The 23,837-nt window shown below is 62.2% G+C and carries 26 protein-coding genes; 19 read left to right on the top strand and 7 right to left on the bottom strand.

Features of this window, described 5'->3' with window-relative positions:
• Window positions 1-11 precede the first annotated feature (11 nt).
• Together VFB05_RS20380 and VFB05_RS20375 are read left to right on the top strand one after the other, a co-directional pair.
• Complete coding sequence (locus tag VFB05_RS20380) at window positions 12-743, top strand: amino acid ABC transporter ATP-binding protein (protein ID WP_325015469.1); 732 nt, start codon at window positions 12-14, stop codon at window positions 741-743.
• 128 nt (window positions 744-871) lie between these two features.
• Window positions 872-1,729, top strand: a complete 858-nt coding sequence (locus VFB05_RS20375; RefSeq protein WP_325015467.1) for a D-amino-acid transaminase — start codon at window positions 872-874, stop codon at window positions 1,727-1,729.
• 24 nt (window positions 1,730-1,753) lie between these two features.
• Here VFB05_RS20375 and VFB05_RS20370 read toward each other — a convergent pair whose 3' ends face one another.
• Both VFB05_RS20370 and VFB05_RS20365 read right to left on the bottom strand, forming a co-directional pair.
• A complete protein-coding gene (locus tag VFB05_RS20370) occupies window positions 1,754-2,185 on the bottom strand; it encodes a cupin domain-containing protein (RefSeq protein WP_325015465.1) in 432 nt (143 codons plus the stop codon).
• A 23-nt stretch (window positions 2,186-2,208) separates the two neighbouring features.
• Window positions 2,209-3,279, bottom strand: a complete 1,071-nt coding sequence (locus VFB05_RS20365; RefSeq protein WP_325015463.1) for a peptidyl-alpha-hydroxyglycine alpha-amidating lyase family protein — start codon at window positions 3,277-3,279, stop codon at window positions 2,209-2,211.
• Window positions 3,280-3,474: 195 nt separating this feature from the next.
• Here VFB05_RS20365 and VFB05_RS20360 point away from each other — a divergent pair, with 195 nt between their 5' ends.
• Entirely contained in the window at window positions 3,475-4,461 is a 987-nt protein-coding gene (locus VFB05_RS20360; RefSeq protein ID WP_325015461.1) for a tripartite tricarboxylate transporter substrate binding protein, read from the top strand.
• A gap of 87 nt (window positions 4,462-4,548) precedes the next feature.
• Entirely contained in the window at window positions 4,549-5,286 is a 738-nt protein-coding gene (locus VFB05_RS20355) for a helix-turn-helix transcriptional regulator (RefSeq protein ID WP_325015459.1), read from the top strand.
• Between the two features lie 6 nt (window positions 5,287-5,292).
• On the opposite strand, the gene iaaH is transcribed toward VFB05_RS20355, so the two are convergent.
• Window positions 5,293-6,726: an indoleacetamide hydrolase gene (gene iaaH, locus VFB05_RS20350; protein WP_325015634.1), complete on the bottom strand. Its 1,434-nt coding sequence runs from the start codon at window positions 6,724-6,726 to the stop codon at window positions 5,293-5,295.
• A gap of 366 nt (window positions 6,727-7,092) precedes the next feature.
• Between iaaH and VFB05_RS20345 the strand changes: the two genes are divergently transcribed.
• The 6 genes from VFB05_RS20345 (at window position 7,093) to mctP (ending at window position 11,193) form a co-directional block, all read left to right on the top strand.
• The gene (locus VFB05_RS20345) at window positions 7,093-7,707 is read left to right on the top strand and encodes a hypothetical protein (RefSeq protein WP_325015457.1); all 615 of its coding nucleotides are present in this window, start codon (window positions 7,093-7,095) and stop codon (window positions 7,705-7,707) included.
• Between the two features lie 55 nt (window positions 7,708-7,762).
• The gene (locus VFB05_RS20340) at window positions 7,763-8,287 is read left to right on the top strand and encodes a heme-binding protein (RefSeq protein WP_325015454.1); all 525 of its coding nucleotides are present in this window, start codon (window positions 7,763-7,765) and stop codon (window positions 8,285-8,287) included.
• Window positions 8,288-8,547: 260 nt separating this feature from the next.
• Window positions 8,548-8,895, top strand: a complete 348-nt coding sequence (locus VFB05_RS20335) for a hypothetical protein (RefSeq protein WP_325015453.1) — start codon at window positions 8,548-8,550, stop codon at window positions 8,893-8,895.
• Window positions 8,896-8,918: 23 nt separating this feature from the next.
• Window positions 8,919-9,356 carry a DUF2231 domain-containing protein gene (locus tag VFB05_RS20330; protein WP_325015451.1) on the top strand — a complete coding sequence of 146 codons (438 nt, stop codon included), beginning with the start codon at window positions 8,919-8,921 and terminating at the stop codon, window positions 9,354-9,356.
• 132 nt (window positions 9,357-9,488) lie between these two features.
• Window positions 9,489-9,668 (top strand): DUF3311 domain-containing protein, encoded by a 180-nt coding sequence (locus VFB05_RS20325; RefSeq protein ID WP_325015449.1) that lies wholly within the window; start codon window positions 9,489-9,491, stop codon window positions 9,666-9,668.
• A gap of 34 nt (window positions 9,669-9,702) precedes the next feature.
• Entirely contained in the window at window positions 9,703-11,193 is a 1,491-nt protein-coding gene (gene mctP / locus VFB05_RS20320) for a monocarboxylate uptake permease MctP (protein WP_325015447.1), read from the top strand.
• Here mctP and VFB05_RS20315 read toward each other — a convergent pair.
• Genes VFB05_RS20315 through VFB05_RS20300 form a run of 4 tightly spaced genes read right to left on the bottom strand, consistent with a single transcriptional unit; the run spans window position 11,177 to window position 15,167 of the window.
• Complete coding sequence (locus VFB05_RS20315; RefSeq protein ID WP_325015445.1) at window positions 11,177-12,157, bottom strand: tripartite tricarboxylate transporter substrate binding protein; 981 nt, start codon at window positions 12,155-12,157, stop codon at window positions 11,177-11,179. The two genes, mctP and VFB05_RS20315, sit on opposite strands and share 17 nt — an antisense overlap.
• Entirely contained in the window at window positions 12,154-13,887 is a 1,734-nt protein-coding gene (locus tag VFB05_RS20310; RefSeq protein ID WP_325015443.1) for a thiamine pyrophosphate-requiring protein, read from the bottom strand. The genes VFB05_RS20315 and VFB05_RS20310 overlap by 4 nt, the downstream gene beginning before the upstream one ends.
• 2 nt (window positions 13,888-13,889) lie before the next feature.
• Window positions 13,890-14,678, bottom strand: coding sequence for a fumarylacetoacetate hydrolase family protein (locus VFB05_RS20305; protein ID WP_325015441.1), 789 nt, complete (start codon window positions 14,676-14,678; stop codon window positions 13,890-13,892).
• A 15-nt stretch (window positions 14,679-14,693) separates the two neighbouring features.
• On the bottom strand, window positions 14,694-15,167 hold the full coding sequence (locus VFB05_RS20300) for a cupin domain-containing protein (protein ID WP_325015439.1): 474 nt from the start codon (window positions 15,165-15,167) through the stop codon (window positions 14,694-14,696).
• A gap of 278 nt (window positions 15,168-15,445) precedes the next feature.
• On the opposite strand from VFB05_RS20300, the gene VFB05_RS20295 reads away from it, so the two are divergent.
• From VFB05_RS20295 to VFB05_RS20255, 9 genes are all read left to right on the top strand, one after another.
• Window positions 15,446-16,159, top strand: coding sequence for a hypothetical protein (locus VFB05_RS20295; protein ID WP_325015437.1), 714 nt, complete (start codon window positions 15,446-15,448; stop codon window positions 16,157-16,159).
• Window positions 16,160-16,296: 137 nt separating this feature from the next.
• On the top strand, window positions 16,297-16,536 hold the full coding sequence (locus tag VFB05_RS20290) for a hypothetical protein (RefSeq protein ID WP_325015435.1): 240 nt from the start codon (window positions 16,297-16,299) through the stop codon (window positions 16,534-16,536).
• 147 nt (window positions 16,537-16,683) lie between these two features.
• On the top strand, window positions 16,684-17,667 hold the full coding sequence (locus VFB05_RS20285; RefSeq protein WP_325015433.1) for an acyltransferase family protein: 984 nt from the start codon (window positions 16,684-16,686) through the stop codon (window positions 17,665-17,667).
• A 49-nt stretch (window positions 17,668-17,716) separates the two neighbouring features.
• Window positions 17,717-18,592 carry a dihydrodipicolinate synthase family protein gene (locus VFB05_RS20280; protein ID WP_325015431.1) on the top strand — a complete coding sequence of 292 codons (876 nt, stop codon included), beginning with the start codon at window positions 17,717-17,719 and terminating at the stop codon, window positions 18,590-18,592.
• A 202-nt stretch (window positions 18,593-18,794) separates the two neighbouring features.
• A complete protein-coding gene (locus VFB05_RS20275; RefSeq protein ID WP_325015429.1) occupies window positions 18,795-21,122 on the top strand; it encodes a xanthine dehydrogenase family protein molybdopterin-binding subunit in 2,328 nt (775 codons plus the stop codon).
• A gap of 181 nt (window positions 21,123-21,303) precedes the next feature.
• Window positions 21,304-21,912, top strand: a complete 609-nt coding sequence (locus VFB05_RS20270; protein ID WP_325015427.1) for a LemA family protein — start codon at window positions 21,304-21,306, stop codon at window positions 21,910-21,912.
• A gap of 10 nt (window positions 21,913-21,922) precedes the next feature.
• Window positions 21,923-22,846, top strand: coding sequence for a YgcG family protein (locus tag VFB05_RS20265; RefSeq protein WP_325015425.1), 924 nt, complete (start codon window positions 21,923-21,925; stop codon window positions 22,844-22,846).
• Window positions 22,846-23,343 carry a TPM domain-containing protein gene (locus VFB05_RS20260; protein ID WP_325015423.1) on the top strand — a complete coding sequence of 166 codons (498 nt, stop codon included), beginning with the start codon at window positions 22,846-22,848 and terminating at the stop codon, window positions 23,341-23,343. The genes VFB05_RS20265 and VFB05_RS20260 overlap by 1 nt, the downstream gene beginning before the upstream one ends.
• 127 nt (window positions 23,344-23,470) lie before the next feature.
• Window positions 23,471-23,797: a GCG_CRPN prefix-to-repeats domain-containing protein gene (locus tag VFB05_RS20255; protein ID WP_325015421.1), complete on the top strand. Its 327-nt coding sequence runs from the start codon at window positions 23,471-23,473 to the stop codon at window positions 23,795-23,797.
• The last annotated feature ends 40 nt before the right edge of the window (window positions 23,798-23,837 follow it).

Genomic DNA, 23,837 nt, shown 5'->3' with positions numbered 1-23,837 from the left:
TCGGGGTTGTCATGATCGAGATCAGCCACGTCGACAAATGGTACGGTACGGCCTTCCAGGCGCTGAAGGATTGCACCACGAGCGTCGCCAAGGGCGAGGTGGTGGTGGTCTGCGGCCCTTCGGGATCGGGCAAATCGACTCTGATCAAATGCGTCAACGCGCTGGAGCCGTTCCAGGGCGGCACGATCACGGTCGACGGTGTCTCGGTCGGCGACGCCAGGACCAATTTGCCGAAACTGCGCGCGCGGGTCGGCATGGTGTTCCAGCACTTCGAGCTGTTTCCGCATTTGCGCATCATCGACAACCTTTGCCTCGCACAGGAAAAGGTGCTGGGACGCTCGCATGCGGACGCGGTAGTGAAAGCCTCAAAACTGCTCGACCGCGTCGGCCTGAAGGATCACGCGCAGAAATATCCGGCGCAACTGTCCGGCGGCCAGCAGCAGCGTGTCGCGATCGCGCGGGCGCTGGCAATGGACCCGATCGCGATGCTGTTTGACGAGCCGACCTCGGCGCTCGATCCCGAGATGATCTCGGAGGTGCTCGACGTCATGGTGGACCTCGCGCGATCCGGCATGACCATGATGGTCGTGACCCACGAGATGGGTTTTGCCAGCAAGGTCGCCAACCGCGTCATCTTCATGGACCAGGGCGAGATCGTCGAGGACGCGATCAAGGACGATTTTTTCAACAAGCCGCGCAGCGAACGTGCGCAGAAGTTTCTGTCGAAGATCCTGTCGCACTAATTCCTCAGTGCAGGCAATGCCGGAATAACGTCAGGTTATACCGATAATGCTTTTCGGAAGGGTTTATCCGCGGCTGCATTTTGCGTATATGTCGCCGGGATGATTTTCTGCGCCTCAGGAGAACTGATTTGACCCCGATCGCGTACGTCAACGGCGACTTCGTGCCGCTCAGCGAAGCCAAGGTTTCGGTTTTGGACCGCGGCTTTTTGTTCGCCGACGGCATCTACGAGGTTTCGGCCGTGCTCGGCGGCAAGCTGGTCGATAACGACTCGCATCTCGCGCGCCTGGAGCGTTCGGTCGGCGAGATCAAGCTGCCGCTGCCGGAGACGATCGCGCGCATCAAGGAGATTCAGCACGAGCTGATCAGGCGGAACGCGCTGAAGGACGGCCTGGTGTACATCCAGGTCACCCGCGGCGCCGACGTCGGGCGCGACTTTGCGTTTCCGAAAGGGGTCAAGCCGACCTTGATGATGTTCACCTCGGTCAAGGACATCGTCAATGCGGCGTCGGCCAAGAGCGGCATCGGCGTCATCACCGTGCCCGACATCCGCTGGGCGCGACGCGATATCAAGAGCGTGGCGCTGCTGGCGCAGGTGCTCGCCAAGCAGGCGGCGGCGGAAGCAGGCGCCGGCGAGGCCTGGATGATCGAGGACGGCAGGGTCACCGAAGGTGGATCGTCTTCAGCTTTCATTCTCACCAAGGATGACGTGCTGGTCACGCGCGAGAACTCGTCGGCGATTTTGCCGGGCTGCACCCGCAAGGCGGTGGTCAAACTCGCCGAGGAACGTCAGCTCCGTGTCGAGGAGCGGGCGTTCACGATCGATGAGGCGCTGAAGGCCAAGGAAGCCTTCATCACCAGCGCCTCGTCCTTCGTGCAGCCGGTCGTGAAGATCGACGGCAAGCCGGTCGCCGACGGCAAGCCCGGGCCGATGGCCCAGCGCCTGCGCGAAATCTATATCGATTTCGCCCGCGCCACCGGAGAGTAGGGCGCCAGGCTTCTGTCTGGTTGCCTACTTGCTGTCGTAGGTCGTCAGCTTCGCGCCATCGTCGGCGACGAACACCGCAAGGATGCTTGCGGGTTCGGTCGCGCTGGCATTCTCGCTGACGAGATGGGCGCTGCCGGGCGGCTCAAAGAAGGTTTCTCCGGCTTTATAAACCTTGGCTGGTCCCATTCCCGACACTTCCGAGCGAACTTGTCCCGAGAGGACGTAGACGAACACGCTGCCAGCGTGATGATGGCTTTGCGATTTGCCGCCGGGCGCATAGGTCACAACGACGGCGGTCAGGCTCTTGCCGGGCACATTGGGAAGCTTTTCGCTTTGCACCGGCCTCGCGACGACGGGATCCTCCGCACGCGCGACGCTCGCGATGACCGCCATTGCAATGACGGCCGCCAAGGCGGTTGTGATCAAGGCCGTTCTGATCAAGGCTGTTCTGATCATGGGTATCTCCGTTCCAGCCGGCTTCAAGGCTTGAGGATCAGCTTCTGCACGCGCCAGTTCAGTAGCTCGGCGACATAAAGCACATTCTCTGACGGACACGCCATCGCGTGAATCCAGCCGAATTGTTTGAGCTGCTTGCCGGACTGGCCGAGCACGCCCAGGACCTTGCCATCGAGACTGAGCTTGTAGATGCGGCCGGGCCAGGCGTCGGAACTATAGAGGACCTGATGCGGCGGTGGCGTGATGCAGATCGACCATGGCGAGCCCGGCGCGAATGTGCCCTTGGCTTTGGTTGCCTCGTCCGGGATCTTGCCGATCGCGGGCTTTGCGTCCGGCGGCACCGGCACGTCGATCACAAATTGCCGCTCGAATTTGCCGTCCTTGTCGAACACCTGGATGCGATGGTTGCCGCGGTCGGCAACATAGACATTGTCATTCGCATCGGTCGCGATCGAATGCGGCGTGTTGAACTGGCCGGGCCCGTTGCCGGGCTCGCCCCATGACTTGATCCAGTTGCCGTCCTTGTCGGCCTTGGCGACGCGTGAGTTGATGTAGCCGTCGCTGATGAAGGTGTCGCCGGCCTTGTCCCAGGCCACGTCCGTCACCTGGCGGAAGCGGCCGTCATCCGGCGGCAGCGGTGGCTTCGGATGCTTCAACGGCTCGGTGCCCTCGTCGGACGCTTCCTGCTTGCGGCCGAACACCATCACAACGCGACCGTCGGGATCGAACTTGATCACCATGTCCGAGCCCTTGTCGGTCACCCAGATGTTGTCCTGGGGATCGACCTTCACGGTATGGGCAAAGGACCAGGCGTAGAGGTTCTTGCCGATCTCGCGGATGAATTTCCCGTCCTTGTCGAATTCCAGGAGCTGCGTGGCAGCGGCGGCGTAAGCGGGGCCGGTCGTATTGCCGCGCGACAGCGCGAACACATGGCCCTTCGAATTGACCGCGACGCCCGACACTTCGCCGAAATACATGTTGGTCGGCAGCTTCAAGGGATTGGAAACGGACTCGAAATTGATCGTCGGCACGGCCTGCTGCGCGAGAGCCTGTGGCGCCACCAATAGCGGCAAAACAAACAGCCAACGCCTCATGACTTTCTCCCGAATGCTTTTCCAAAGTGTTCTCGTTGCCGCGGAGGCTAGTTCAAGTGAGCTTCCGTCGTCCATATTGGCCCATGCACGCTCATGTCATAACGGAACGTCGCTCCGCGCATGGCGCAGTACGTGAAGGTACGTGAAAGAAGTCTGCTATAAGCGTTCAAAACCACCGCCACCGGGAGGGCGCGCATGCAGTTTTCTCGCATCAAGACGGCTGTATTTGCGTTCGTGCTGGCTTCGTCGGGTCTGTCCGCCTGCGCGGGGGCATTTGCCGCCGCAACCTATCCCGAGCGGCCGGTCAAGATCGTCGTGCCGTTTGCGCCGGGCGGTGGCACCGATGTGGTCGCGCGCACGCTGGCGCAGGGGATGGAACAAGACCTCGGCGCTTCCGTCTTCATCGAGAACCGGCCCGGAGCGGGGACCATTGTCGGCACGCAAGCGGTCGCGGTCAGCAAGGCCGATGGCTATACATTGTTGATGGGAACGTTCGCCAATGCGGTCAATCCGAGCCTGAACGCCAAGCTGCCTTACGACGCGCACAAGGATTTTGCCCCCGTGGCGCTGATCGCGCGCTCCTTCAACATCGTCGTCGTCAATCCGAAATCGTCCATTCACACGATTGGCGACTTGATCGCCGCGGCAAAGGCCAGTCCCGACAAGCTCACTTTCGGCACGTTCGGCGCCGGCACCTCGGCGCATCTCGCCGGCGAGTTGTTCAACTCCATGGCCGGTGTCAAGCTGACGGCGGTGCCTTACAAAGGCGCAGCGCCCGGGATCACCGACCTGATCGGCGGCCAGATCGACGTGATGTTCACGACGGTGGCAAGCGCGGCCGCACTCGTCGAAAGCGGCCAGTTGCGGGCCATCGCCGTGACCTCGGCCGCGCGCTCACCGGCCTTTCCGCAACTCCCGACCGTTTCTGAAGCGGGTGTTCCCGGCTATGCGGCCGAAGCCTGGTATGGCCTGTTCGCGCCGACCGGCACGCCGGCCGATATCATCGCGCAGCTCAATAAATCGGCAGCGTCGGCCGTGCAGTCCGAGGCGTTCAAGAAGCTTGTCGTCAACGAGGGGCTGGTGACAGTCGCGCAGCCGCCTGAAGCGCTGGAGCGATACGTTCAGGCTGAGGAAGAGCGCTGGCGCCGCGTCATCAGCGAGGCCGGGATCAAGGTCGAATAGGCTGATGATTGCAATGGCCGGACGTCGGATTTAGCGGTAGGTTTCGGGTGGCGCGCCATTGGCGGCGTACCCGACGGGGCATTGGTGATGATTCTCAACGCTTCGGAAAGCCGCGTGCTCTCGCGGATCTTCGGCCTGCTCGCCGAGGACCTCACCGAGCGTGACGTGCGCGAGGCGCTGGGCCACAATCTGCTCGAGTTGTTGCAGGCCGATTATTACGCGTCCTTCGTCTGGCAGGACGATGCGCGGCGGTTCGATCACGCCGTGTACCAGAACATGGATCCGAAAAACCTCGCCAATTACGAGGCCTACTACCAATATCACGACCCCATCACCTTCAAGCTTCAGGCAAGGCGCGCGCCGACGCTGGTGACACAGGTGATGCCGCAGCGGGACCTGCTGCGCACCGAGTTCTTCAACGACTTTCTCGGCCGCGACGGGCTCTATTGGGGCGTCAACGCCTATAGCTATGTCGGCAATCGCAATATCGGCGACTTGCGCATCTGGCGTGGCCGTCGTCGCGAGAATTTCAATGGCCATACGCTGGAGTTGTTGCGCGTGATCCAGCCGGCCTTTACCGGCGCGCTGGTTCGCGCGCGCGGCGAAATGGCGGTCGATGATGCCGGATCGGCGCGGTCGCTTTCGCTGTCGGTGCGCGAACTCGAAATCGCGCGGCTGATTGCCGAGGACCTCAGCGACAAGGAAATCGGGCGCCGGCTCGGCATCGAAAGCTCGACCATCCGCACCTACGTCAAGCGCATATTCACCAAGCTTGGCGTCCGCCGCCGTAGCGGTGTCGCCAGCCTGTTGTCGAAGGATCTCTAGCTCGCTTTAATTGCTCGGCGGTGGGGGAAGCCGCCCGAACAGCTTCTCCATCGAGAGCCCGATCGCGATCAGGCGGCGGTCGCTGCCGGACGGTCCATCGAGCTCGAATCCGACCGGCAGTTTCGTTGTGGCTCCGAGTCCGACGGGAAGCTGCAAGCCGGGTATGCCGGCATTGCTGCCGGGGTCGGTATTCCGGATGAACAGCAGGAAGTTTTCGAGGCTGCTCGACTCCGGGTTTGCCGCGATCGCAACCTTCGGCACGGTCGGAAAAGCGATGGCATCAAGTTTGTTTTTCGCGAACGTGTCGCGATAGAGCGCCTGAAGCGCCGGCCGCGCCGTCTTCATTGCGGCTTCATAGGCCGGCTTGGCATCGACCACCGTGTTGTTCGGCCCCGGCAGCTTGCGCGGGATCACGAGCCCGTCATAGGTGCCCTTCACGTCGGGGCTTGCAATCGATTTCGCCACCGCTTCGATGGTGATGCCGGTGCCGGTGTGCTTGAGATAGGCCACCATGTCGTCATAGGCCTCGTACAGCGCTACCGGAAAGCCGACCTGGCCATTGAGCTCGGCGAGCTTCGGCATCTCGACATCGACCACCGTGACGCCGGCTGATTTCAGTTTGTCGATCGCTGCATGGAACGCCTTGTCGGTGTCGCCGTCGAGATTGGCAAGCATGCTGCCGACGATTCCGATGCGGACCTCCTTGAGCGCGGCCGGCGCAATCGTGCCGCCGCCGGTGATGGCGCGGTCGAGAATTGCAACGTCGCCCATGCTGGAAGCCATGGGGCCGGGTGTGTCGCGCGTGTGGGAGATCGGCGCGATGCCGCCTTGCGGATAGCGCCCGACAGTCGGCCGCAACGAGGAACAGCCGTTGAGTGCGCAGGGCAGGCGTACGCTGGCGCCGGTGTCGGTGCCGAGACCGGCGGTGACGATCCGCGCACCGATCGCCGCAGCTGTTCCCGAGGAGGAGCCGCCAGCGATTTTCGTCGCATCATAGGCATTGCGCACGCCGGGTTCGGGCCCGGTCTGGAACGTCGGATTGTAACCGGAAATGCCGAAGGCGAGCTCGTGCATATTGGTCTTGCCGATGATGATCGCGCCGCTCGCGCGCAACTTCTCGACCACCGGAGCATCCTGCTTCGGCACATAATCTTTCAGCGCAGGCGTGCCCGCGGAGGACGGCAGCCCCGCCACCTCCGTATTGTCTTTCACCACAACAGGCACGCCGCCGAGCGGCTTGCAGTTCTTGCCGGGTTTGTGGCTAGCATCGAAGGCCGCCGCGGCCTTCATGGCGCCCGCCTCGTCGAGCGTGACGAAGGCGTTGAGATTGGCCTTCGCCTTGGCGCGAGCGAGCGCGGCGGAGACCAGCGCCTTGCTGGTGATGCGGCCGGCACAGAGATCGGCGGCCGCCTGTTGGGCCGTCAGGTGGTCGAGGTCGATTGCGTTCTCGGCCGATGCAGACGACGACAGCACGGCGGGCGAGGCGGCGAGGATCATCGTTGCTAAAAGCGTCGATGCAAGGTTGTTTGGCCGGTCCATGGTGGTCTCCTGGCGTTCGAGGCGCTGTCTCAATCCTAGCCAAATCGTCCCAAAGCGCTTGTCCCCATTTTCGGGGACATTGCTCTATTTGGCCGTGTCCCGCGCGAAAATTGAATAAGGTGAAATCCTGTTGCAGTGCGGTGTTGAAAGTCTTCCAGTCAGGAATAATCCGCCCACAGCGGTGTTGCAGAGGACACGTCTTTCAGGCACTTGGCGGCAAAGGCCTTCTCGCGTTCTGCCCCTCATTCAGACCTACGGAGGATCCCCATGTTCAGTACGCTCCCGCGCACGCTCGCTGCTGCAATGCTTGCGATCACCTGCTTCACCTTGCCGGCATCGGCGCAGGAAACGCTGCGCATCCGCGGCACGATCGAGAGCGTCGACGGTTCGGTCTATACCGTGAAAAATCGCGACGGCGCCGAGGTGAAGCTCACCGTCGTCGATCCGCATCTTTACGTCGCCATCGTGAAATCGACGATGGCCGACATCAAGCCGGGCCAGTTCGTCGGCGCCACCGGCATGACGCAGCCCGACGGCAGCCAGAAGGCGATCGAGGTCCACATCTTCCCGGAATCGATGCGCGGCACCGGTGAGGGCCATTACGATTGGGACCTCAAGCCCAACACCAAGATGACCAACGCCAATGTCGAGCAGACTGTTGGCGGCGTCGAAGGGCCGGTGCTGACCGTGAAGTACAAGGACGGTGAGAAGAAGGTGCTGGTGACGCCGGAGACGCAGGTCGTCACCTATCAGATGGGCGACAAGGCCGATCTCAAGCCCGGCATCAAGATCTTCATTGGCGCAGCGAAGAAGGGTGCCGACGGCACCTGGACGACACCACGCGTCACTTACGGCAAGGACGGACTGACGCCGCCGATGTAAGGCCGCGTTTCAAAAAGACCAAAGCGACGAGATCAACTTTAACAGGGAGAGTATAATGCGTTCGGTGATTTCATTTGCGTTGGCGGCGTGTGCTGCGGTGGCAATCTCTTCACAAGCGCTGGCGCAGTCGCCCACGCCGGCCCCGTCACCCGTGCCGGAGAAAATGCCATTCGACATTCCCTACGGCATGTCAATTGGGGTTGATAAGGCAAAAGAATTGATGGCGGCGGCGGAAGCCGAAGCCAAGAAGCACAGCTGGAAAATGAACATCGCCGTCGTCGACACCAACGGCGAGCCGGTGCTGTTCGAGCGGATGGAAGGCGCGCAGATCGCCTCCGGCGCGATCTCCATCAACAAGGCGCGGACCGCCGCGCGTTTCCGCCGCGAAACCCGGCTGTTCTTCAACGCCTACGAGAGCGGCCACACCTATGTTTCCACCCTCGATCCGACGCTGACGGCGAGCCCCGGCGGCTTCCCGCTGGTTGAGAACGGCAAGCTGATCGGCGCGATCGGCTGCAGCGGCGGCACCGGCGACCAGGATGCCGTGACCTGCAAGGCCGCTGCCGACCTCGTGAAGTAACAGCGTTCTTTTCTGCAAAATTTACGGGCGTCGCGGCTTCTGCTGCGGCGCCCATCCTTTTTGTAGGGCCGCATCAATCTTTCCGCCGAAATCCACCGCAGGATACCGACATTATTTTGCAGCGCGGGACGCAAACGCGAAACGCCTTTTGCGAACCCCAAGCCCGACTGTAAAAAGAGCCGGTCTGTGCCCTTCCCAGGAACCCTTTGCCGTTAGCCGCATCTAAAGGGCATCTGATCCAGGTCAAATGGAGAAGGGATATGCTCACCTATGCATTGATTATCTTTGCGATTGGCGCCCTCGGCGGCCTGTATCTCGCCAGTCATGTGCTCCGCGAGAAGCTTGCGCCATGGCCTGTCTCGCTGTTGCACGCCGCTCTCGGTGCCATTGGCCTGCTGCTCGTCATCTACGCGGCGCTGACTCACGGCATATCGCACGCGGCGCTGACCGCGCTCATCATCCTGATCGTTGCGGCGCTGGGCGGCTTCTATCTGGCCTCCATCCACTTGCGTAGCGCGATCGCTCCGAAACCGGTCGTCTTCGTTCATGCCGGCGTTGCCATTATCGGATTTCTGACGCTGCTGGGCGCAGTCACAGGCATATTCTAGCGGCCTTAAGGCGTAACGGACCGATGCGTTTCCTGGGTCACCCGGTTCATCCGATGCTGGTCCACTTTCCAATCGTATTGTGGACCATCGCGGTGATTGCCTATGTCGCGAACGCTGCCGGCATGATCGAGGCCGCCGATGAGATCGCCGAGTATTCGAATGGCGCCGGATTGATCATGGCGTTGCTCGCAATGACAGCCGGCGGCTTCGAGCTTCGCACCATCGACAGCCGCAGCGAAGCGATGCGCGTAGCGACGTCGCACATGATGTTCATGGCAGTGGTCTGGTTCTGCTTCCTGGCGGCGTTGCTCTTGCAGGTGTCACCCGGCCGATCGGCCTCACCGCTTGTTGTCGCGTCCTGCGCGATCGCCGGATTTCTTCTGATGATCGCAGGCGCCCGGCTGGGTGGGCGCCTGGTGTATGACTTCGGCGTCGCGGTCAAGAGCCAGAGCAAGCCGTAGCCGCTCCACCGCCTCCGACCGGCATCAATTGAAATTGATGGACGAGGCGATCATCCCTTCGCTAGATAGACCTCAAGGTTGCGGCCATGACCTTCGGCATGACGCCGTTATTCAAGTTGAGGGAGGCCCGGGATGTGGGTTCTTTTGCTGGTGCCGTTTGTCGGCCTGTTGTGGGTGCCTTTCTATAATTTCCATGAGCCGGCGCTGTTCGGCTTTCCGTTTTTCTATTGGTACCAGCTTGCCTGGGTGCCGATCTGCTCGCTTCTGATCTGGCTCGTGTACCGCTCGCGCACGCCCGATGAAACGCCGTGACGTTTCGCAGCACTGACCTCAGCTAAGGCTTACCATGTCCGTTAATCTCGACTGGACGGCGCTCGCCGTTTTCCTGTTCTTCTTCGCCCTCGTCACGGTGATGGGCTTCTTTGCCGCGCGCTGGAAAGCCGGCCCGGTTGACTCCCATCTCGACGAGTGGGGACTGGGCGGGCGTCAGTTCGGCACCTGGATCACCTGGTTTCTGGTCGGCGGCGATTTCTACACGGCCTACACCGTGATCGCGGTGCCGGCGCTGGTCTATGCAGTCGGCGCCTACGGCTTTTTCGCGCTGCCCTATACGATCATCGTCTATCCTTTCGTGTTTGCGGTGATGCCGCTGCTCTGGAAGGCTGCGCACGCCAAGGGGCACGTGACCGCAGCCGACGTCGTGCACGAGGCTTACGATTCGCGCGGCCTTGAACTCGTCGTGGCGATCACCGGCATGGTCGCGACCATGCCCTATATCGCGCTGCAGTTGATCGGCATGGGCGTCGTCATCAAGGCGATTGGTCTCACCGGCGAATTGCCGATCGTTGCCGCCTTCGTCATTCTCGCGCTTTACACCTATAGCTCAGGCCTGCGCGCTCCCGCGCTGATCGCCTTCGTCAAGGACATCATGATCTACATCGTGGTGCTGGTGGCGGTGGTCGTGGTGCCGGCGAAGCTCGGCGGCTATGGCGCGGTGTTCTCTGCCGCCGATGCAGCCTTTACCGCCAAGGGCGGCGCGACCGGGCTGATCCTCAAGCCGGAGCAGATGCTGGCCTATGCGACGCTCGCGCTGGGATCGGCGCTGGCGGCGTTCATGTATCCGCACACGCTGACCGGCGTCTTTGCCTCGAAATCGGCCGATACCATCCGCAAGAACGCGATCCTGCTGCCGGCCTATACGCTGTTGCTCGGGCTGATCGCGCTGCTCGGCTACATGGCCCACGCCGCGAATCTCAAGGTGGCATCGCCGAACGACGTTGTGCCGATGCTGTTCAAGGAGCTGTTTCCCTCCTGGTTCTCCGGTTTTGCCTTCTCCGCGATTGCGATCGGTGCGCTGGTGCCGGCTGCGGTGATGAGTATCGGTGCGGCGAATCTCTTCACGCGCAATGTGTGGAAGTCCTACATCAATCCGAACATCAGCCATGCCGGAGAGGCGTCGGTCGCCAAGATCGTCTCCCTCGTCGTCAAGGTGGGCGCGCTGGCCTTCACGATCTTCCTGCCGACGCAATATGCGCTCGATCTGCAATTGCTCGGCGGTCTGTGGATCCTGCAGACGTTCCCGGCCCTGGTGTTCGGTCTGTTCACGCGCTGGTTCCGCGCCGAAGGGTTGCTGCTCGGCTGGGCCGCGGGAATCGCGTGGGGGACATACACGGCGTGGGGTAACGGGCTGAAGCCGCTGGCGACGCTCAATCTCGGCGGGTCCGCCTACGCGTTCTACACCGGGCTTGGCGCTCTGATCCTCAATGTCGTCGTTGCCGTCGTCGGCACCGCGATTGCCGGACTGATTTCGCCGCGAAAGGCTATTGCTCGATCTTGATATTGCCGGCGCGCGCGACCTCGGTCCATCGTGCGATGTCGGCGGACAAGATTTGCGCAAACTCTTCCGACGCATTGCCGACCGGCTGGATGCCGAGTGGCTTCAGCTTCGCGACGACGTCGGGCTCTTTCACGATTCGCCTCAGCTCGCTTTCCAGCTTTTTGACGATTGCCGGCGGCGTCTGTCGCGGCGCGAAAATGCCGCTCCACAACACCGCGTCCACATCGGTGCCGGATTCCTTCAAGGTAGGGACGTCGGGAAAATCCTGCGCACGGTCGGGCGAGGTGACCGCAAGCGCGCGCACTTGACCGCCCTTGACCTGGCCCGACACCGGACCGGCGTCGGCGATCGTCGCGGTTACCTGGCCGGAAATCACGGCCATCACCGAGTCATTGGCGCCCTTGTAGGGAATCTCCTGCATCGGTGCGCCGGTCTTTTGTTTGAACAATTCGGTGACGAGCTGGAAGGCGGCGGACGAGGAGGAGTAGTTCGCCTCTTTCGGGTGTGCCTTGGCAAAGCCGATCAGGTCGGCGACCGACTTGATCGGCGACGCGGCGTTGACGATCAGGATCAGCGGGAATGATCCGAGTTCGGATACCGGTATGAAATCTCTGACGGGATCATAAGGCAGCTTGGCATAGACCGCCGGATTGATCGCCATCGCGCCGCTGGCGCCCACCAGGAGCGTGTATCCGTCAGCTTGCGACTTGGCGACATATTCCGTCGCGACAATCGCGCCGCCGCCGGGCTTGTTGTCGATGATGACGGGCTGGCCGAGGCTATCCGACAGCTTTTGTCCGACGATCCGCGCAATCAGGTCGTTGCCGCCGCCCGGCGTGAAGCCGACCACGATATGGATCGCACGCGTCGGATATTTCGCCGGATCCTCCTGCGCGCGTGCGGTGGTGAAAAGAGAAAGCGCGGCGCAGGCGCTGATGACGGCATATCGGCGAGAGGCATTCATAGTGGCGTGATCTGCACATGGAGCACGGCGGCCTGGCCGTCGTCGACTGCCGTGAGGCAGCGGTCGATCGCTGCCGCGAGTTCATCCGGCTCGGTGACGCATTCGCCGTGCGCGCCGAAGGCTTTTGCGACGGCGGAAAAATCCCGCCGTTCGCCCTGGCGGCCCGAGGTCAGCCGCGACTGGAATGCGTCGGTTTCGGCGGCGACCCCCTTGGGATAGACGCGCTGTACCGCCGACTTCACTGCTTGCCAGCCGCCATTGTCGAGTACGACGGTGAAAATCGGGATCCGGTATTGCTGGGCGACCGCGTAGACGCTATCGGGTGATGAGAAATGGAATCCGCCGTCGCCGATCACCTGCACGATGCGCCGTTTCGGTTCGGCGAGTTTGAGTCCGAGCGCCATGCCGCCGGAAAAGCCGAGCCCGCCGCCGGCGAGGCCAACATAGCTGCGCGGTCTGGTGCGTTTGATGTGTTCCTGCAGGATCGGCCCATTGCGGATCGCTTCGTTCACGACAATGTCGTCCTGCGAGATTTTGCCGTTCAGACTAGCAAACAGGAAAGCCGGCGTAAGCGCGCCCGAGGAGCCTTTGTTGGCGCGGGCATCGGCGCGACGCTTGTTGATGGCGTCCCGCGCGCCGCGCCAGCTCGCGATCCGCGCAGTGACGCGTTGTCGAAACGCATCGTCAGCGCGCGCCTCGATCGCCTCGCAGACCTGGCTCAGGATCGTCGCGCAATCGCCCTGGATCCGCAGGTCGGTCGGAAAGCCCCACATCGGAAAATCAGCCTTCAACGGATCGATGTCGATCTGGATCCATTTGATCGCATCAGCGCGCTTGGCATATTGCGGCACAAAGGGCACGTCGGTATCGAGCAGCAGACCGAGGTCGGCTCCTTCCAATACGGCTGAGGGGTCGAAGCCGGCGAAGCAGGGCGACGCCTGCGACATGTTGAGATCGATCGAATTGAACTCCACAACCCGGATGCCGCAAAGTTGCGCGAGCCTCTCCAGCGCGGCCACGGCCTCTGCCTTGCGGCCGAGATAGGCGGTGAGCGCAATCGGGTTTTCCGCCGCCATCAATGCGTCCGCGATCGCCTCAACGCGCGCCGGCTCGATGCCGCCGGCCTGCACGCCGCCGTAGCGCGCCGGCGGATAGGCCGGCATCGCCGCGTCGTCCCACTCTTCGGCGAGCGTCTCGCGCGGCAGCATCATATAGACCGGACCCGGCGGATCGCTTTGTGCGAACGCTTGCGCCCGGGCCAACGCCTCTTTCACCACGACGCCCGAGGGTAGCGAATATTCCCACTTCACGTAGGGCCGCACGATGCTGGCGATATCGAAGGGGTCCTGCACGAAATGCACGTAGGTATCACGCGACCCCGTCAGTTCGCCATGCACCGTGAACGGCGCGCGGCCGGCAAACAACAGCACGGGCAGGCGATAGCGGAACAGGTTCTGGATCGCCATGCACGCATTCGCCGTGCCCGCATCGACATGCACGAACACGGCCTGCGCGCGGCCGGTTGCCAGCGCGTACCCCGCTGCCATGTGCACGGCGACGACTTCATGCGGACACAGGATGACTTCCGGATGTTTGCGGCCCTCGCGATCCCACGCCGCCAGCGCCTCGATCAGCGACACATGATCGGTGCCGAGATTGGCGAAGATATAGTCGACGCCGAGATCGACCAGCGCTTCAAGGAAATGATGTGCGGTCGAATGGCGGCCCATGCTCATGCCGCCTTTTCGGCGACGAACTTGTTGCGCAGCGTGCCGATGCCGGTGATCTCGATCTCCACCACGTCACCGGCCTTGATGTTCGGCGAAGCACCGTCGGTTCCCATCCAGATCACATCGCCCGGCCACAGCGTGAAGTATTTCGTCATCTCGACAATGAATTCCTTGACGCCGAACAGCATGTCGTTGGTCCGGAAGCGGTTGGTTGCCTTGCCGTTCACGCGCACGATGGTTTCCATCTTGTCGAGATCGGCTGAGGTTTCGATCCACGGTCCCATCGGCTTGAAGGTGTCGGCGTTTTTCGAGCGCCACAGGCCGCGATCGGCCTTCTGCCAGGTGCGTTCGCTGACGTCGTTGCCGATCGTGTAGCCGAACACGCAATCCATCGCGTTCGCGTCGGTGAGATGCTTGGCCTTCTTGCCGATCACGACGACGAGCTCGCCCTCATAGTGAATCTGCTCGGTCGCATTGGCGGGGATGACCACGTTCTCGTCGTGCGCGATCAGCGCGTTCTGCGCGCGATAGCCGACCTCCGGCCGGTCAGGCACGTTCGGCACCTCGCCGCGCTTGTTGGCGGCCTCTTTCAGATGTTTGAGGTAATTCAGCCCGACGCAATAGAAGGTGCGCGGCATCACCGGCAGTTCGATCTTGACCTCAGCGAGCGCATGCGTCCGCGGCGTGCGTTTCCATTCCCCGAACGGATCGCCGTCGACCGCGACGACGCGGTCGCCTTCGACGATGCCCCATGAGGAGGCTTTGTTTGCCGTGAATTGAAGCCAGCGCATGGATCGCCCCTTGCGCTAGTCTTCTTCCTTCACCGGCGTCGAGGTGCCGGGGCCTTCGCCCATGATCAGGAGCACGGCGTCCTCGTCCTTGGCGCCGTCCCAATGCACCTGCTTGCCGAAATGGGTGACGAAGGTGCCGGCCGGCATCGGGGTCGAGTGCTCCGGATCGAATTTCGGCCCCGTCCCGACCCACCAGGTGCCTTGCAGCACGACGATGTAGCGATCGTTCGGATGGAAATGCGGGCGGCTGAAATGGTTGCCCTTGGTCCACTTGTTATAAACCATGTAGAAGCCGGGCTTGGCGGGGTCGCCGACCACGACAGCGGATTGCGCGCCGCGCGCGTCGACCTTGCTCCAGGGAATCTGATCCGGCAATTTGGACATGAGCGCGGCCGGATTGAGCGGGGTCGGGGTCTCAGCAGCCGAAGAGATGCTCAGCGTGCCGGCAAGCGCCAGCGGCAGCAGCCAGAGCTTGTGCGCCATTTTCATGATTTTCCTCCCGTGAAAAAGTCTAAGGCTTTGTTGCGGGGACACTAGCCGGTCCGGCTCTGGTTCGGAAGGGGCGGACTTGCATGCGGGAGGTGCGCAAATTCGCGTGAGCGATGCAGGCCGCGGCAAATGTTTCGAACATGGCCGCAGCCTGGTGCGGGACGCCTCTCAGGCGCGCATGCCGATCGCAGGCCCAAACGCATAGAATTTGAAACACGTGTCTAAGGAGAACGAAAGCTCTCAGCGCATATATCAGAGCTTATGTTGGGAGTGCTTTCATGACCCTGGATCATTCCTTGCCTCAGGTGAGGAGCCAGCGGGGTTTGCTGCCGAAGGTACGCCCGCAAATTCCGGCTCGAAGGATATCTTTCTTCGTTAAATTCGATCTTTGGGTGTCGACCGCAAGAAGCGTTGACGGGCTTTGGGTCGGAAGTATCGAAGACAAGCCTTGGCCCGGCTTGAGCCGCGTCGAGAGTGCGCTCCGTCTCATCAGGGATCGAGACCCACTTAGCTACTCCCGCGTGACGCGTTATCTCGATCGAATTTGGGTGCGCATCGTCCTAGGCTCCTTGGGGGAATACCAGCGGCAACTGAACGCTTGCGTGCTTGACAAGCACTTTGTGCTTTCAGCAACCACCACCGTGGAGAAGATCGCGTCAACCATTATTCATGAGGTAACGCACGCGAGGCTGGAGCACTGGGGCATCGCTTACGATGAAAAGGCGCGTTCTCGAATTGAGGCAATCTGCGTTCGCCGAGAACTGAGCTTTGTCCGTAAGGTGCCCGGAGGCGAAATGCTTCGCGAGGGACTCGCCGCATCATTGAACTGGTACGCTAGCGAACAAGGCCTCTTTTCCGATGCGAGTTTGCACGAGAGCCATGTTCAGGGCTCTATCGAGGCGCTGCGGCAGCTTGGCGTTCCGAGCTGGCTGATCGGATCTGTGTTGAAATTACGAGGTTTGCGATTAGCGCTGCGTGGCGACGTCGATTGAATTGGTGCTGGAGGCTTGGTAAGCGGCCCGCCCATCAATATTTCAAAAACCATGCATCCCGTTTACTTATGCGGGTAAGCAATTGAAAACCCGCTAGCTGCCAAAGTCGCCGTCGATCAATTCAAGGGGAGACGGCCATGAACGGGAACGCAATTCTGGAAAACGTGCGCAAGTATCGCGCGATCGCATCGCTCTATCGTCAAACAGCCGCGTTTCGCCCTGTTCAACGGTGGTCCCTGCTGGAGCAGGCGCAGCAATGGGAAGAGCGCGCGCTGGCCGAGCTCGAAGCACATTTCGACCCGAACGAAGGGCGGACCAGTTCGCTGCAGAGCTGGATGGTGCAGACGACCACCTGGCCAATGCTTAACGCCGCTTAAGCGGCAAACGCCTCGCGAGCGGCCAAATCGGGGCAGCATTTGGCCGTCGGTTAACACCTCATTCAGCGTAATTGCAGGCGAATCCGGCGTGGATTCCTCAATCGTCACCACAATTCTCTAAGCTTGGATCGCGAGCAGGAGATGCCGGTGCTACACGAAACCGCCAGGGAAACGACGACGGCTGGTGCCTCCGGATGGAGGCAGCTCGACACCGCGCGTTTGATACTGGCCGCGGTCGTGGTGGCCTCGCATGCCTATTATTTCTTCCTCACCCCGCTCGGATATGTCCTCTTCGCTTCCGTCGCCGAATGGATGGCGCGCTATGCCGTGCTGTGCTTTTTCGTGATCTCCGGCCTTGTGATCGGCCGCAGCCTGACGGCGCGGCGCGACGGCTTCGTGCCCTTCATGATCCGGCGGGTGGGGCGGATCTATCCGCCCCTGATCGCAAGCGTCGTCCTCGTCGTGACGATTGGGCACGCGCTGCGCTGGGCCGGTGTATCGCCCGCGCCCCTCGCCGATGCCGGGCCGATGGTCAACAGCTTTTCCTATGACCTTGGCAGCACCGCTTTGTCGCTTGCGACATTCGGATTTTGCGGAAAGCTGGCCTCGGGAGCCAACATCGCGCTGTGGTCGCTGGTGATCGAGATGCGCTGTTACGTGGTCGCCGGCTTGCTGGCGCAGGCGATCCTGTCGCGCACGCCTGGCGGAAAGATGATCAGCGCCATTCTGCTGTGTGGCGCGCTCGCGCTGCTGGTGACCGACCCCATGTTCGATTCCGTCATCGCGATCTGCTACGCCGCCTTCGCCTTCGGGCTCATGCTCAGCCTTGCGGTGGAGCAGATACCGCGCCTGCTCCCCGAGGTTCGCGTCGATATTTCGTATAGCCTCTATATCCTCCACCAGCCCGTCATGCTGGGCCTCGTGCTTGCCTGCTACCGGCCGTTCTTTCCATCGCTCGCAAACGCGATCTCGCTTGGTCTTGCGGCGTCAGGCGTTGCGGTGACGCTGGCGTGGCTATCCGCGCGATGGATCGAACCATTCCGGCTGCGCCCGCTCGCGAAAGCCTATGATAGCCTGGTGCGCACATTCCTCGCGAATGTTGGTTCGGCAGCCGCATCCGCCATCAAGTGAGCGTCACGCCGCCACTTTACCTGGCTTACGATTTTTGTAACATGGCGCCATGGCCGATTTCCATGGCGTCTTTCCTTATCTCGTTTCTCCGCTTGATCCCGACGGCGCCGTTCGCCGCGACGTGCTGGCGCGCCTCTGCGACGATCTCATTGCCTCGGGCGTGCATGGCCTGACGCCGCTCGGCTCGACCGGCGAGTTCGCCTATCTCAACAGCGCCCAGCGCCTTGCCATCGTCGAGACCACGATTGAGGCAGCGAAAGGCCGTGTACCGGTCGTGGCCGGCGTCGCCTCGACCTCGACGCTGGATGCTGTCGCGCAGGCGAAGGCCTATCAGACGTGCGGGGCCGACGGCATTCTGGCGATCCTGGAGGCCTATTTCCCGCTCTCCGACGCTCAGGTCGAATCTTATTTTCGCAGCATTGCGGACGCGGTCGATATTCCCGTCGTGATCTACACCAACCCGCAATTCCAGCGTTCGGATCTGTCGCTCGATTGCATCGCGCGCCTCGCGAGCCACCCGCGCATCAAATACATCAAGGATGCCTCGACCAATACCGGACGGCTGTTGTCGATCATGAATCGCTGCGGTGATTCCATCCGCGTGTTTTCTGCCTCCGCCCATATTCCGGCCGCGGTGATGCTGATTGGCGGCGTAGGGTGGATGGCGGGGCCGGCCTGCATCATTCCGCGGCAGAGCGTCGCGCTCTACGATCTCTGCAAGGCCGCGCGCTGGGACGAGGCGCTCGTACTTCAAAGAAAGTTGTGGCGGGTCAACGAGGCCTTTGCGAAGTATAACCTTGCCGCCTGCATCAAGGCTGCGTTTGCGCTCCAGGGCTATGACGTCGGCGATCCCGTCCCGCCCCAGAAGGCGTTGTCGGACGACGAACGGAAAGCGGTCGAGGCGGTGCTGCGGGAAGTGGGGTAGGGCGGCCGTATTCTCCGTCGTCATTCCAGGGCAGCCCGTCAGGGCTGAGCCTGGAATCCATTTCTCCCAGCACTCCCATGGTACGATGGATTCCGGGTTCGCTCGCTGCGCTCGCGCCCCGGAATGACAGATGGAAGGGGCTTGGCCTGTTCCTTCCCTGTCGGCTACATTGCCAACCTGACGAAATCTCGAGGAAAGTCCGATGAACATTCTCCCCGGCAATATGCGTTTCGGTGCGGGCAAACCGGTCAAGCGTCTGGAAGACCAGCGACTGCTCACCGGCAAGGGCCAGTTCATCGACGACAAGCCGGAAGAGGGGACGCTGTGGCTCCATATGCTGCGCTCGCCGCATGCACATGCGAAGATCGTCTCGATCGATACCAAGGCCGCTCGGGCGATGCCGGGCGTGGAGGCGATCTACACCGGCGCGGACCTCGTCGCCGACGACATCGGCACGCTGCCGACGCTCTTGGTTTTCCCGCGCCCGGACGGTTCGCCGATGACCGTGCCGCCGCGCCGCCTGCTCGCCCATGAGCTCGTCCGTTACGTCGGTGAGACCGTTGCGGCAGTCGTCGCGACCTCGCGCTTTGCCGCCCAAAGCGCTGCGGAAGCGATCGTGGTGGAATATCAGGAACTGCCATCGGTGGTCGATCCGCTTGAGGCGATCGAGCCGGGCGCGCCGGTCGTGTGGTCGGAAGTGCCCGACAATATCGTGGCGCGGATGAGCTATGGCGACGCGGCGGCGGTGGACGCCGTCTTCGCCAAGGCCGACCATGTCGTCTCGCTCGATCTCAACAACCAGCGTCTCGTGCCTTGCGCGATGGAGCCGCGCTCGACCATCGCCGAAATCGAGAAAAAAACCGGCCGGCTGATCCTGCATGTGCAGTCGCAGACGCCAGGCTCGACCCGCGACATTCTCGCCGAAGCCGTGCTGAAGCGGCCGAAGGAAAGCATCCAGGTCCTGGTCGGCGATATCGGCGGCGGCTTCGGTCACAAGACCAATCTCTATCCGGAAGACGGCATGGTCGCCTATGCCGCGACCAAGCTGAACAAGAAAGTGCGCTGGCGCGGCGAGCGCTCCGACGATTTCCTGGGCGGCACGCATGGCCGCGACCTGACCTCGACGGCGGAATTCGCGCTCGATGCCAAGGGCCGCGTGCAGGCGTTTCGCGTGCGCTCGCTCGGCGGCACCGGTGCCTATATCGCGGGTCCCGGCGCGCTGATCCCGCTCATCCTCGGCCCCTTCGTGCAGAGCGGTGTCTATGACCTGCCGCTCGTGCATTACGACGTGAAGGCGGTGCTCACCCACACCGCGCCGGTTTCCGCCTATCGCGGCGCGGGCCGCCCCGAAGCGGTCTTTGTCGTCGAGCGGCTGATGGATGCGGCCGCGCGGCAATTGAAGATCGACCCGCGCACCATTCGCAAGGTGAACTACGTCAAGCCGGCGCAGATGCCCTATACCAACGCGGTCGGGCAGGTGTACGACTCCGGCGCCTTTGCGCATATGCTGGAGCGCGCGACGAAACTCGCGGACTGGGACGGCTTCAACGCGCGCAAGAAGGCCGCGAAGAAAAAAGGCCTGCTCTATGGGCGCGGGCTCACCAGCTATATCGAGTGGACCGGCGGGACCGTGCACAACGAAGCGGTCAGCCTGCACGCGACATCAGAGGGGCGCATCGTGCTCCACGCCGGCACGCAGGCGATGGGGCAGGGGTTGCAGACCTCGTTCGCGCAGATGATTTCAGATGCGCTTGGCGTCGCCATCGACAAGGTCGATATCGTGCAGGGCAACACCGATCTGGCCATCGGCTTCGGCAGCGTCGGCTCGCGCTCGCTGTTCGTCGGCGGAACGGCCGCAGTTGTCTCGGCGGCCGATCTGATTACCAAAGCACGCGAGAAGGCCTCGCAGATGCTGGAAGCGTCCGTTGAGGATATCGAGTATCGCGACGGCACGCTCACGGTTGTCGGCACCGACAAGCATGTCAGCCTGTTCGACATCGCCAAAAAGGAAGATGGCGCGCGGCTTTCCGTCAACAGCGAAGGCCAGACCGATGGCCCGAGCTGGCCGAACGGTACGCATATCTGCGAGGTCGAGATCGATCCGGACACCGGTGTCACGCGCGTGGTCCGTTATACGACGGTCGATGACGTCGGCGTCGCCATCAATCCGATGCTTGTGACGGGGCAAGTACATGGCGGCGTCGCGCAGGGCATAGGCCAGGCGCTCTACGAAGGCGTCACCTATAGCGGCGAAGGCCAGCTCATCACCGCAAGCTATCAGGATTACTGCATCCCGCGCGCCGACGACGTTCCGCCGATCGAAGTGACGCTGGACGGTTCGGCGCCATGCCGCACCAATCCGCTCGGCGCCAAGGGCTGCGGCGAATCCGGCGCCATCGGCGGTCCGCCCTGCATCGCCAATGGCGTGATGGATGCGCTCGCCGATCTCGGCATCACCTCGATCCAGACGCCGATCTCGCCGATGAAGGTTTGGGAAGCGATCCAGATCGCGAAAGTCAAGGCGGCGTGACCTGCACGATTAATCCCTCCCTCGCGTAGCGTGGGGAGGGATCAAGCGTCTGAACCTTTCCTGTCATCAAAGCGACTTATGCCGGCAGCTCCAGATATTTGCGAGCTTGAACCGGTTTATTGGGCTTACCCAATTGCGCTGTTCTGGTAGGTTTCGCGCGCGACCGTAACGGAGATTTTCGATGCGCAAGTTTTTGACCATGCTCGCAGCACTGGCGACGCTGAGCCTTACCAATTGCGGCTATAACGCGATTCAAACTAACGACGAACAGGTCAAGTCGGCCTGGTCGGAGGTGCTGAACCAGTATCAGCGCCGCGCCGATCTCGTGCCGAACCTCGTCAATTCGGTGAAGGGCTTTGCGCAGCAGGAAAAGGACGTGCTGCTCGGGGTCACCAATGCGCGCGCGAAGGTCGGCACTGTTCAGGCGACGCCCGAACTCGTCAACGACCCGGGCGCGTTCGCGAAATTCCAGGCCGCCCAGGGCGAACTCACCAGCGCATTGTCGAAGCTGCTGGTGGTCACTGAGAACTATCCGCAGCTGAAATCGGACGCGTTGTTTCACGACCTGATGACCCAGCTCGAAGGCACCGAGAACCGCATTACGGTGGCGCGCAACCGCTATATCAAGGCGGTGCAGGACTATAACGTCGGCATCCGCACCTTCCCGAACAATCTCACCGCGATGTGGTTCGGCTACAAGGAAAAGGCCAACTTCACGGTCGAGAACGAGAAGGAAATCTCGACCGCGCCGAAGGTGGACTTCAACCCGGCGCCCGCGCCGGCGAAGTAGTCTTGCCTCGATGTTTGCACGCGCTCTCGTTCTTGCATTCTTGCTGTGCTGGCCGTTCGCGGCGTCAGCGCAGGTCGCCGTGCCGACCTTGTCGGGGCGCGTGGTCGATCAAACGGCCACGCTGTCGGCTGGCGACATCGATACGCTGACGCAAAGGCTGAAGGATCTCGAGCGGCGCAAGGGCAGTCAGATCGCGGTGCTGATCGTTCCGACTACACAGCCGGAGGCGATCGAGCAGTTCTCGATCCGCGTCGCGGAGGCCTGGAAGATCGGGCGCAAGAAGATCGACGATGGCGCGCTTCTTGTGGTCGCCAAGAACGATCACAAGCTGCGGATCGAGGTCGGCTACGGCCTCGAAGGTGCGCTCACCGACGTGACATCACGGCGCATCATCGATGAGGTCATCGTGCCGCGTTTTCGCAGCGGCGACTTCGCCGGCGGGATTTCCGCCGGCGTCGATCGCATGATACGGGTCATCGATGGCGAGCCGCTGCCGTCACCGCAGCCGGAAGCGTCGCACCACGTCGACAATGCCGACCTTGGGCTCTGGTTGAACATCATCTTCAGCCCGTTCGGGCTTCTCGGTTATGCGGCGATCGCCGCCGCGATGCGCGGGCTTCTCGGTCGGCTGCTTGGTTCCGGCGCCACCGCCGGCATTGTCGGCGGCATCATCTGGCTTATCATTGGCTCGATCGCGATCTCTGCCGTCGCCGGCGTCGCTGCGTTTTTTGTCACCATGTTTGCCGATGCCATCCTGGCTTCGAGCATGAATGCAAACCGCAGCGTCGGACGCGGACGTGGCGGCTGGTCCTCCGGTTCATCGTCGGGCTCGTCCGGCGGCTCATGGTCGAGCGGTTCGAGCTCGAGTGACAGTGGCGGCTTTTCCGGCGGGGGTGGCGACTTCGGCGGCGGCGGTGCGTCGGGGAGCTGGTGATGGGGATCAAGCGCATCGGCAAGCATCTGCTCGAGCACCAATGGCGAGTGCGGCGGATTTTCCCGCCGCAGGCGTTGACCCTGATCGAGCAGGCGATCAAGGCAGGCGAGGCGACGCATTTGGGTCAGGTGCGCTTCGTCGTGGAAGGCGCGCTCGATGGCAAGCCGTTGTTCTCGGGCCAATCCGCACGCGAACGCGCGCTCGACATCTTCGCGCATTTGCGCATCTGGGACACCGCGCACAACAACGGTGTGCTGATCTATCTCTTGCTCGCCGACCGCAAGGTCGAGATTGTCGCCGACCGCGGCATCGACGCGAAGGTCGGGAGCGCCGGATGGCAGCAAATCTGCGCCGCCATGGAAACGGATTTCCGAAGCGGCAATTTTGCCGGCGGCGTCATCAAGGGCATTCAAGCGGTCTCGCGCGAGCTCGCGAAATATTTTCCCAGGCACGGCGCGGGCCCGAACGAATTGCCGGACGCGCCGGTCGTGATGTAGATGAGCGGATGTTGTTCATCATACTGAACCGTTCATTCGTCCGCGGTTCATACTGGTTGCTACATTTTGAAAGCAGAGGTTGCGCACCGCGCTGGCCTCTTGCGAAATTAACGAATGGAGCACAGTCATGTTGAAGAAATGGATCGCTGCCGGCGCCCTTGTCGGCGCCGTGGCCTTGGCGGCCGGAATGTCGAGCGCGCAGGCGATGCCGGTCGGCAATGTCGGCGACGGCGTGAGCTACGGCGACGGCGATGCGAAGATTATCCTCGTTTACGGCGGATGCGGCCCGTACGGGCACCGTGGCCCCTACGGCGGATGTCAGCCGGGCGGACAATGGGGCTTTCCGGGCGGAGGGGACCGCGGTGTCCCGCCCATTTTTGGTCCGTACGGCGGACGATGGTGCCCGCCGGGCTATCACCTCGGCCCGTATCGAGGCCGGTGCTGGCCGAACTGAGACTGCGCTTCATCAATAAGGCTCGGGAAACCAGACATCC

It is taken from the genome of Bradyrhizobium sp., assembly GCF_035652035.1.
Lineage (GTDB): Bacteria > Pseudomonadota > Alphaproteobacteria > Rhizobiales > Xanthobacteraceae > Bradyrhizobium.
The sequence above is the reverse complement of the archived record's forward strand: the minus strand, read 5'-3'. Positions and strand labels throughout refer to the sequence as shown.

Excerpts from the sequence above, each read along its gene's own strand:
- VFB05_RS20265 (WP_325015425.1), top strand. The coding sequence starts at position 21,923 with ATGTTTGCACGCGCTCTCGTTCTTGCATTCTTGCTGTGCTGGCCGTTC.
- VFB05_RS20325 (WP_325015449.1), top strand. The coding sequence starts at position 9,489 with ATGTGGGTTCTTTTGCTGGTGCCGTTTGTCGGCCTGTTGTGGGTGCCT.
- VFB05_RS20355 (WP_325015459.1), top strand. The coding sequence starts at position 4,549 with ATGATTCTCAACGCTTCGGAAAGCCGCGTGCTCTCGCGGATCTTCGGC.
- VFB05_RS20365 (WP_325015463.1), bottom strand. The coding sequence starts at position 3,279 with ATGAGGCGTTGGCTGTTTGTTTTGCCGCTATTGGTGGCGCCACAGGCT.
- VFB05_RS20370 (WP_325015465.1), bottom strand. The coding sequence starts at position 2,185 with ATGATCAGAACAGCCTTGATCAGAACGGCCTTGATCACAACCGCCTTG.
- VFB05_RS20380 (WP_325015469.1), top strand. The coding sequence starts at position 12 with ATGATCGAGATCAGCCACGTCGACAAATGGTACGGTACGGCCTTCCAG.
- VFB05_RS20315 (WP_325015445.1), bottom strand. The coding sequence starts at position 12,157 with ATGAATGCCTCTCGCCGATATGCCGTCATCAGCGCCTGCGCCGCGCTT.
- VFB05_RS20295 (WP_325015437.1), top strand. The coding sequence starts at position 15,446 with ATGACCCTGGATCATTCCTTGCCTCAGGTGAGGAGCCAGCGGGGTTTG.
- VFB05_RS20345 (WP_325015457.1), top strand. The coding sequence starts at position 7,093 with ATGTTCAGTACGCTCCCGCGCACGCTCGCTGCTGCAATGCTTGCGATC.
- VFB05_RS20260 (WP_325015423.1), top strand. The coding sequence starts at position 22,846 with ATGGGGATCAAGCGCATCGGCAAGCATCTGCTCGAGCACCAATGGCGA.
- VFB05_RS20340 (WP_325015454.1), top strand. The coding sequence starts at position 7,763 with ATGCGTTCGGTGATTTCATTTGCGTTGGCGGCGTGTGCTGCGGTGGCA.
- VFB05_RS20280 (WP_325015431.1), top strand. The coding sequence starts at position 17,717 with ATGGCCGATTTCCATGGCGTCTTTCCTTATCTCGTTTCTCCGCTTGAT.
- VFB05_RS20270 (WP_325015427.1), top strand. The coding sequence starts at position 21,304 with ATGCGCAAGTTTTTGACCATGCTCGCAGCACTGGCGACGCTGAGCCTT.
- VFB05_RS20305 (WP_325015441.1), bottom strand. The coding sequence starts at position 14,678 with ATGCGCTGGCTTCAATTCACGGCAAACAAAGCCTCCTCATGGGGCATC.
- mctP (WP_325015447.1), top strand. The coding sequence starts at position 9,703 with ATGTCCGTTAATCTCGACTGGACGGCGCTCGCCGTTTTCCTGTTCTTC.
- VFB05_RS20290 (WP_325015435.1), top strand. The coding sequence starts at position 16,297 with ATGAACGGGAACGCAATTCTGGAAAACGTGCGCAAGTATCGCGCGATC.
- VFB05_RS20330 (WP_325015451.1), top strand. The coding sequence starts at position 8,919 with ATGCGTTTCCTGGGTCACCCGGTTCATCCGATGCTGGTCCACTTTCCA.
- VFB05_RS20335 (WP_325015453.1), top strand. The coding sequence starts at position 8,548 with ATGCTCACCTATGCATTGATTATCTTTGCGATTGGCGCCCTCGGCGGC.
- VFB05_RS20275 (WP_325015429.1), top strand. The coding sequence starts at position 18,795 with ATGAACATTCTCCCCGGCAATATGCGTTTCGGTGCGGGCAAACCGGTC.
- VFB05_RS20310 (WP_325015443.1), bottom strand. The coding sequence starts at position 13,887 with ATGGGCCGCCATTCGACCGCACATCATTTCCTTGAAGCGCTGGTCGAT.
- VFB05_RS20255 (WP_325015421.1), top strand. The coding sequence starts at position 23,471 with ATGTTGAAGAAATGGATCGCTGCCGGCGCCCTTGTCGGCGCCGTGGCC.
- VFB05_RS20360 (WP_325015461.1), top strand. The coding sequence starts at position 3,475 with ATGCAGTTTTCTCGCATCAAGACGGCTGTATTTGCGTTCGTGCTGGCT.
- VFB05_RS20300 (WP_325015439.1), bottom strand. The coding sequence starts at position 15,167 with ATGAAAATGGCGCACAAGCTCTGGCTGCTGCCGCTGGCGCTTGCCGGC.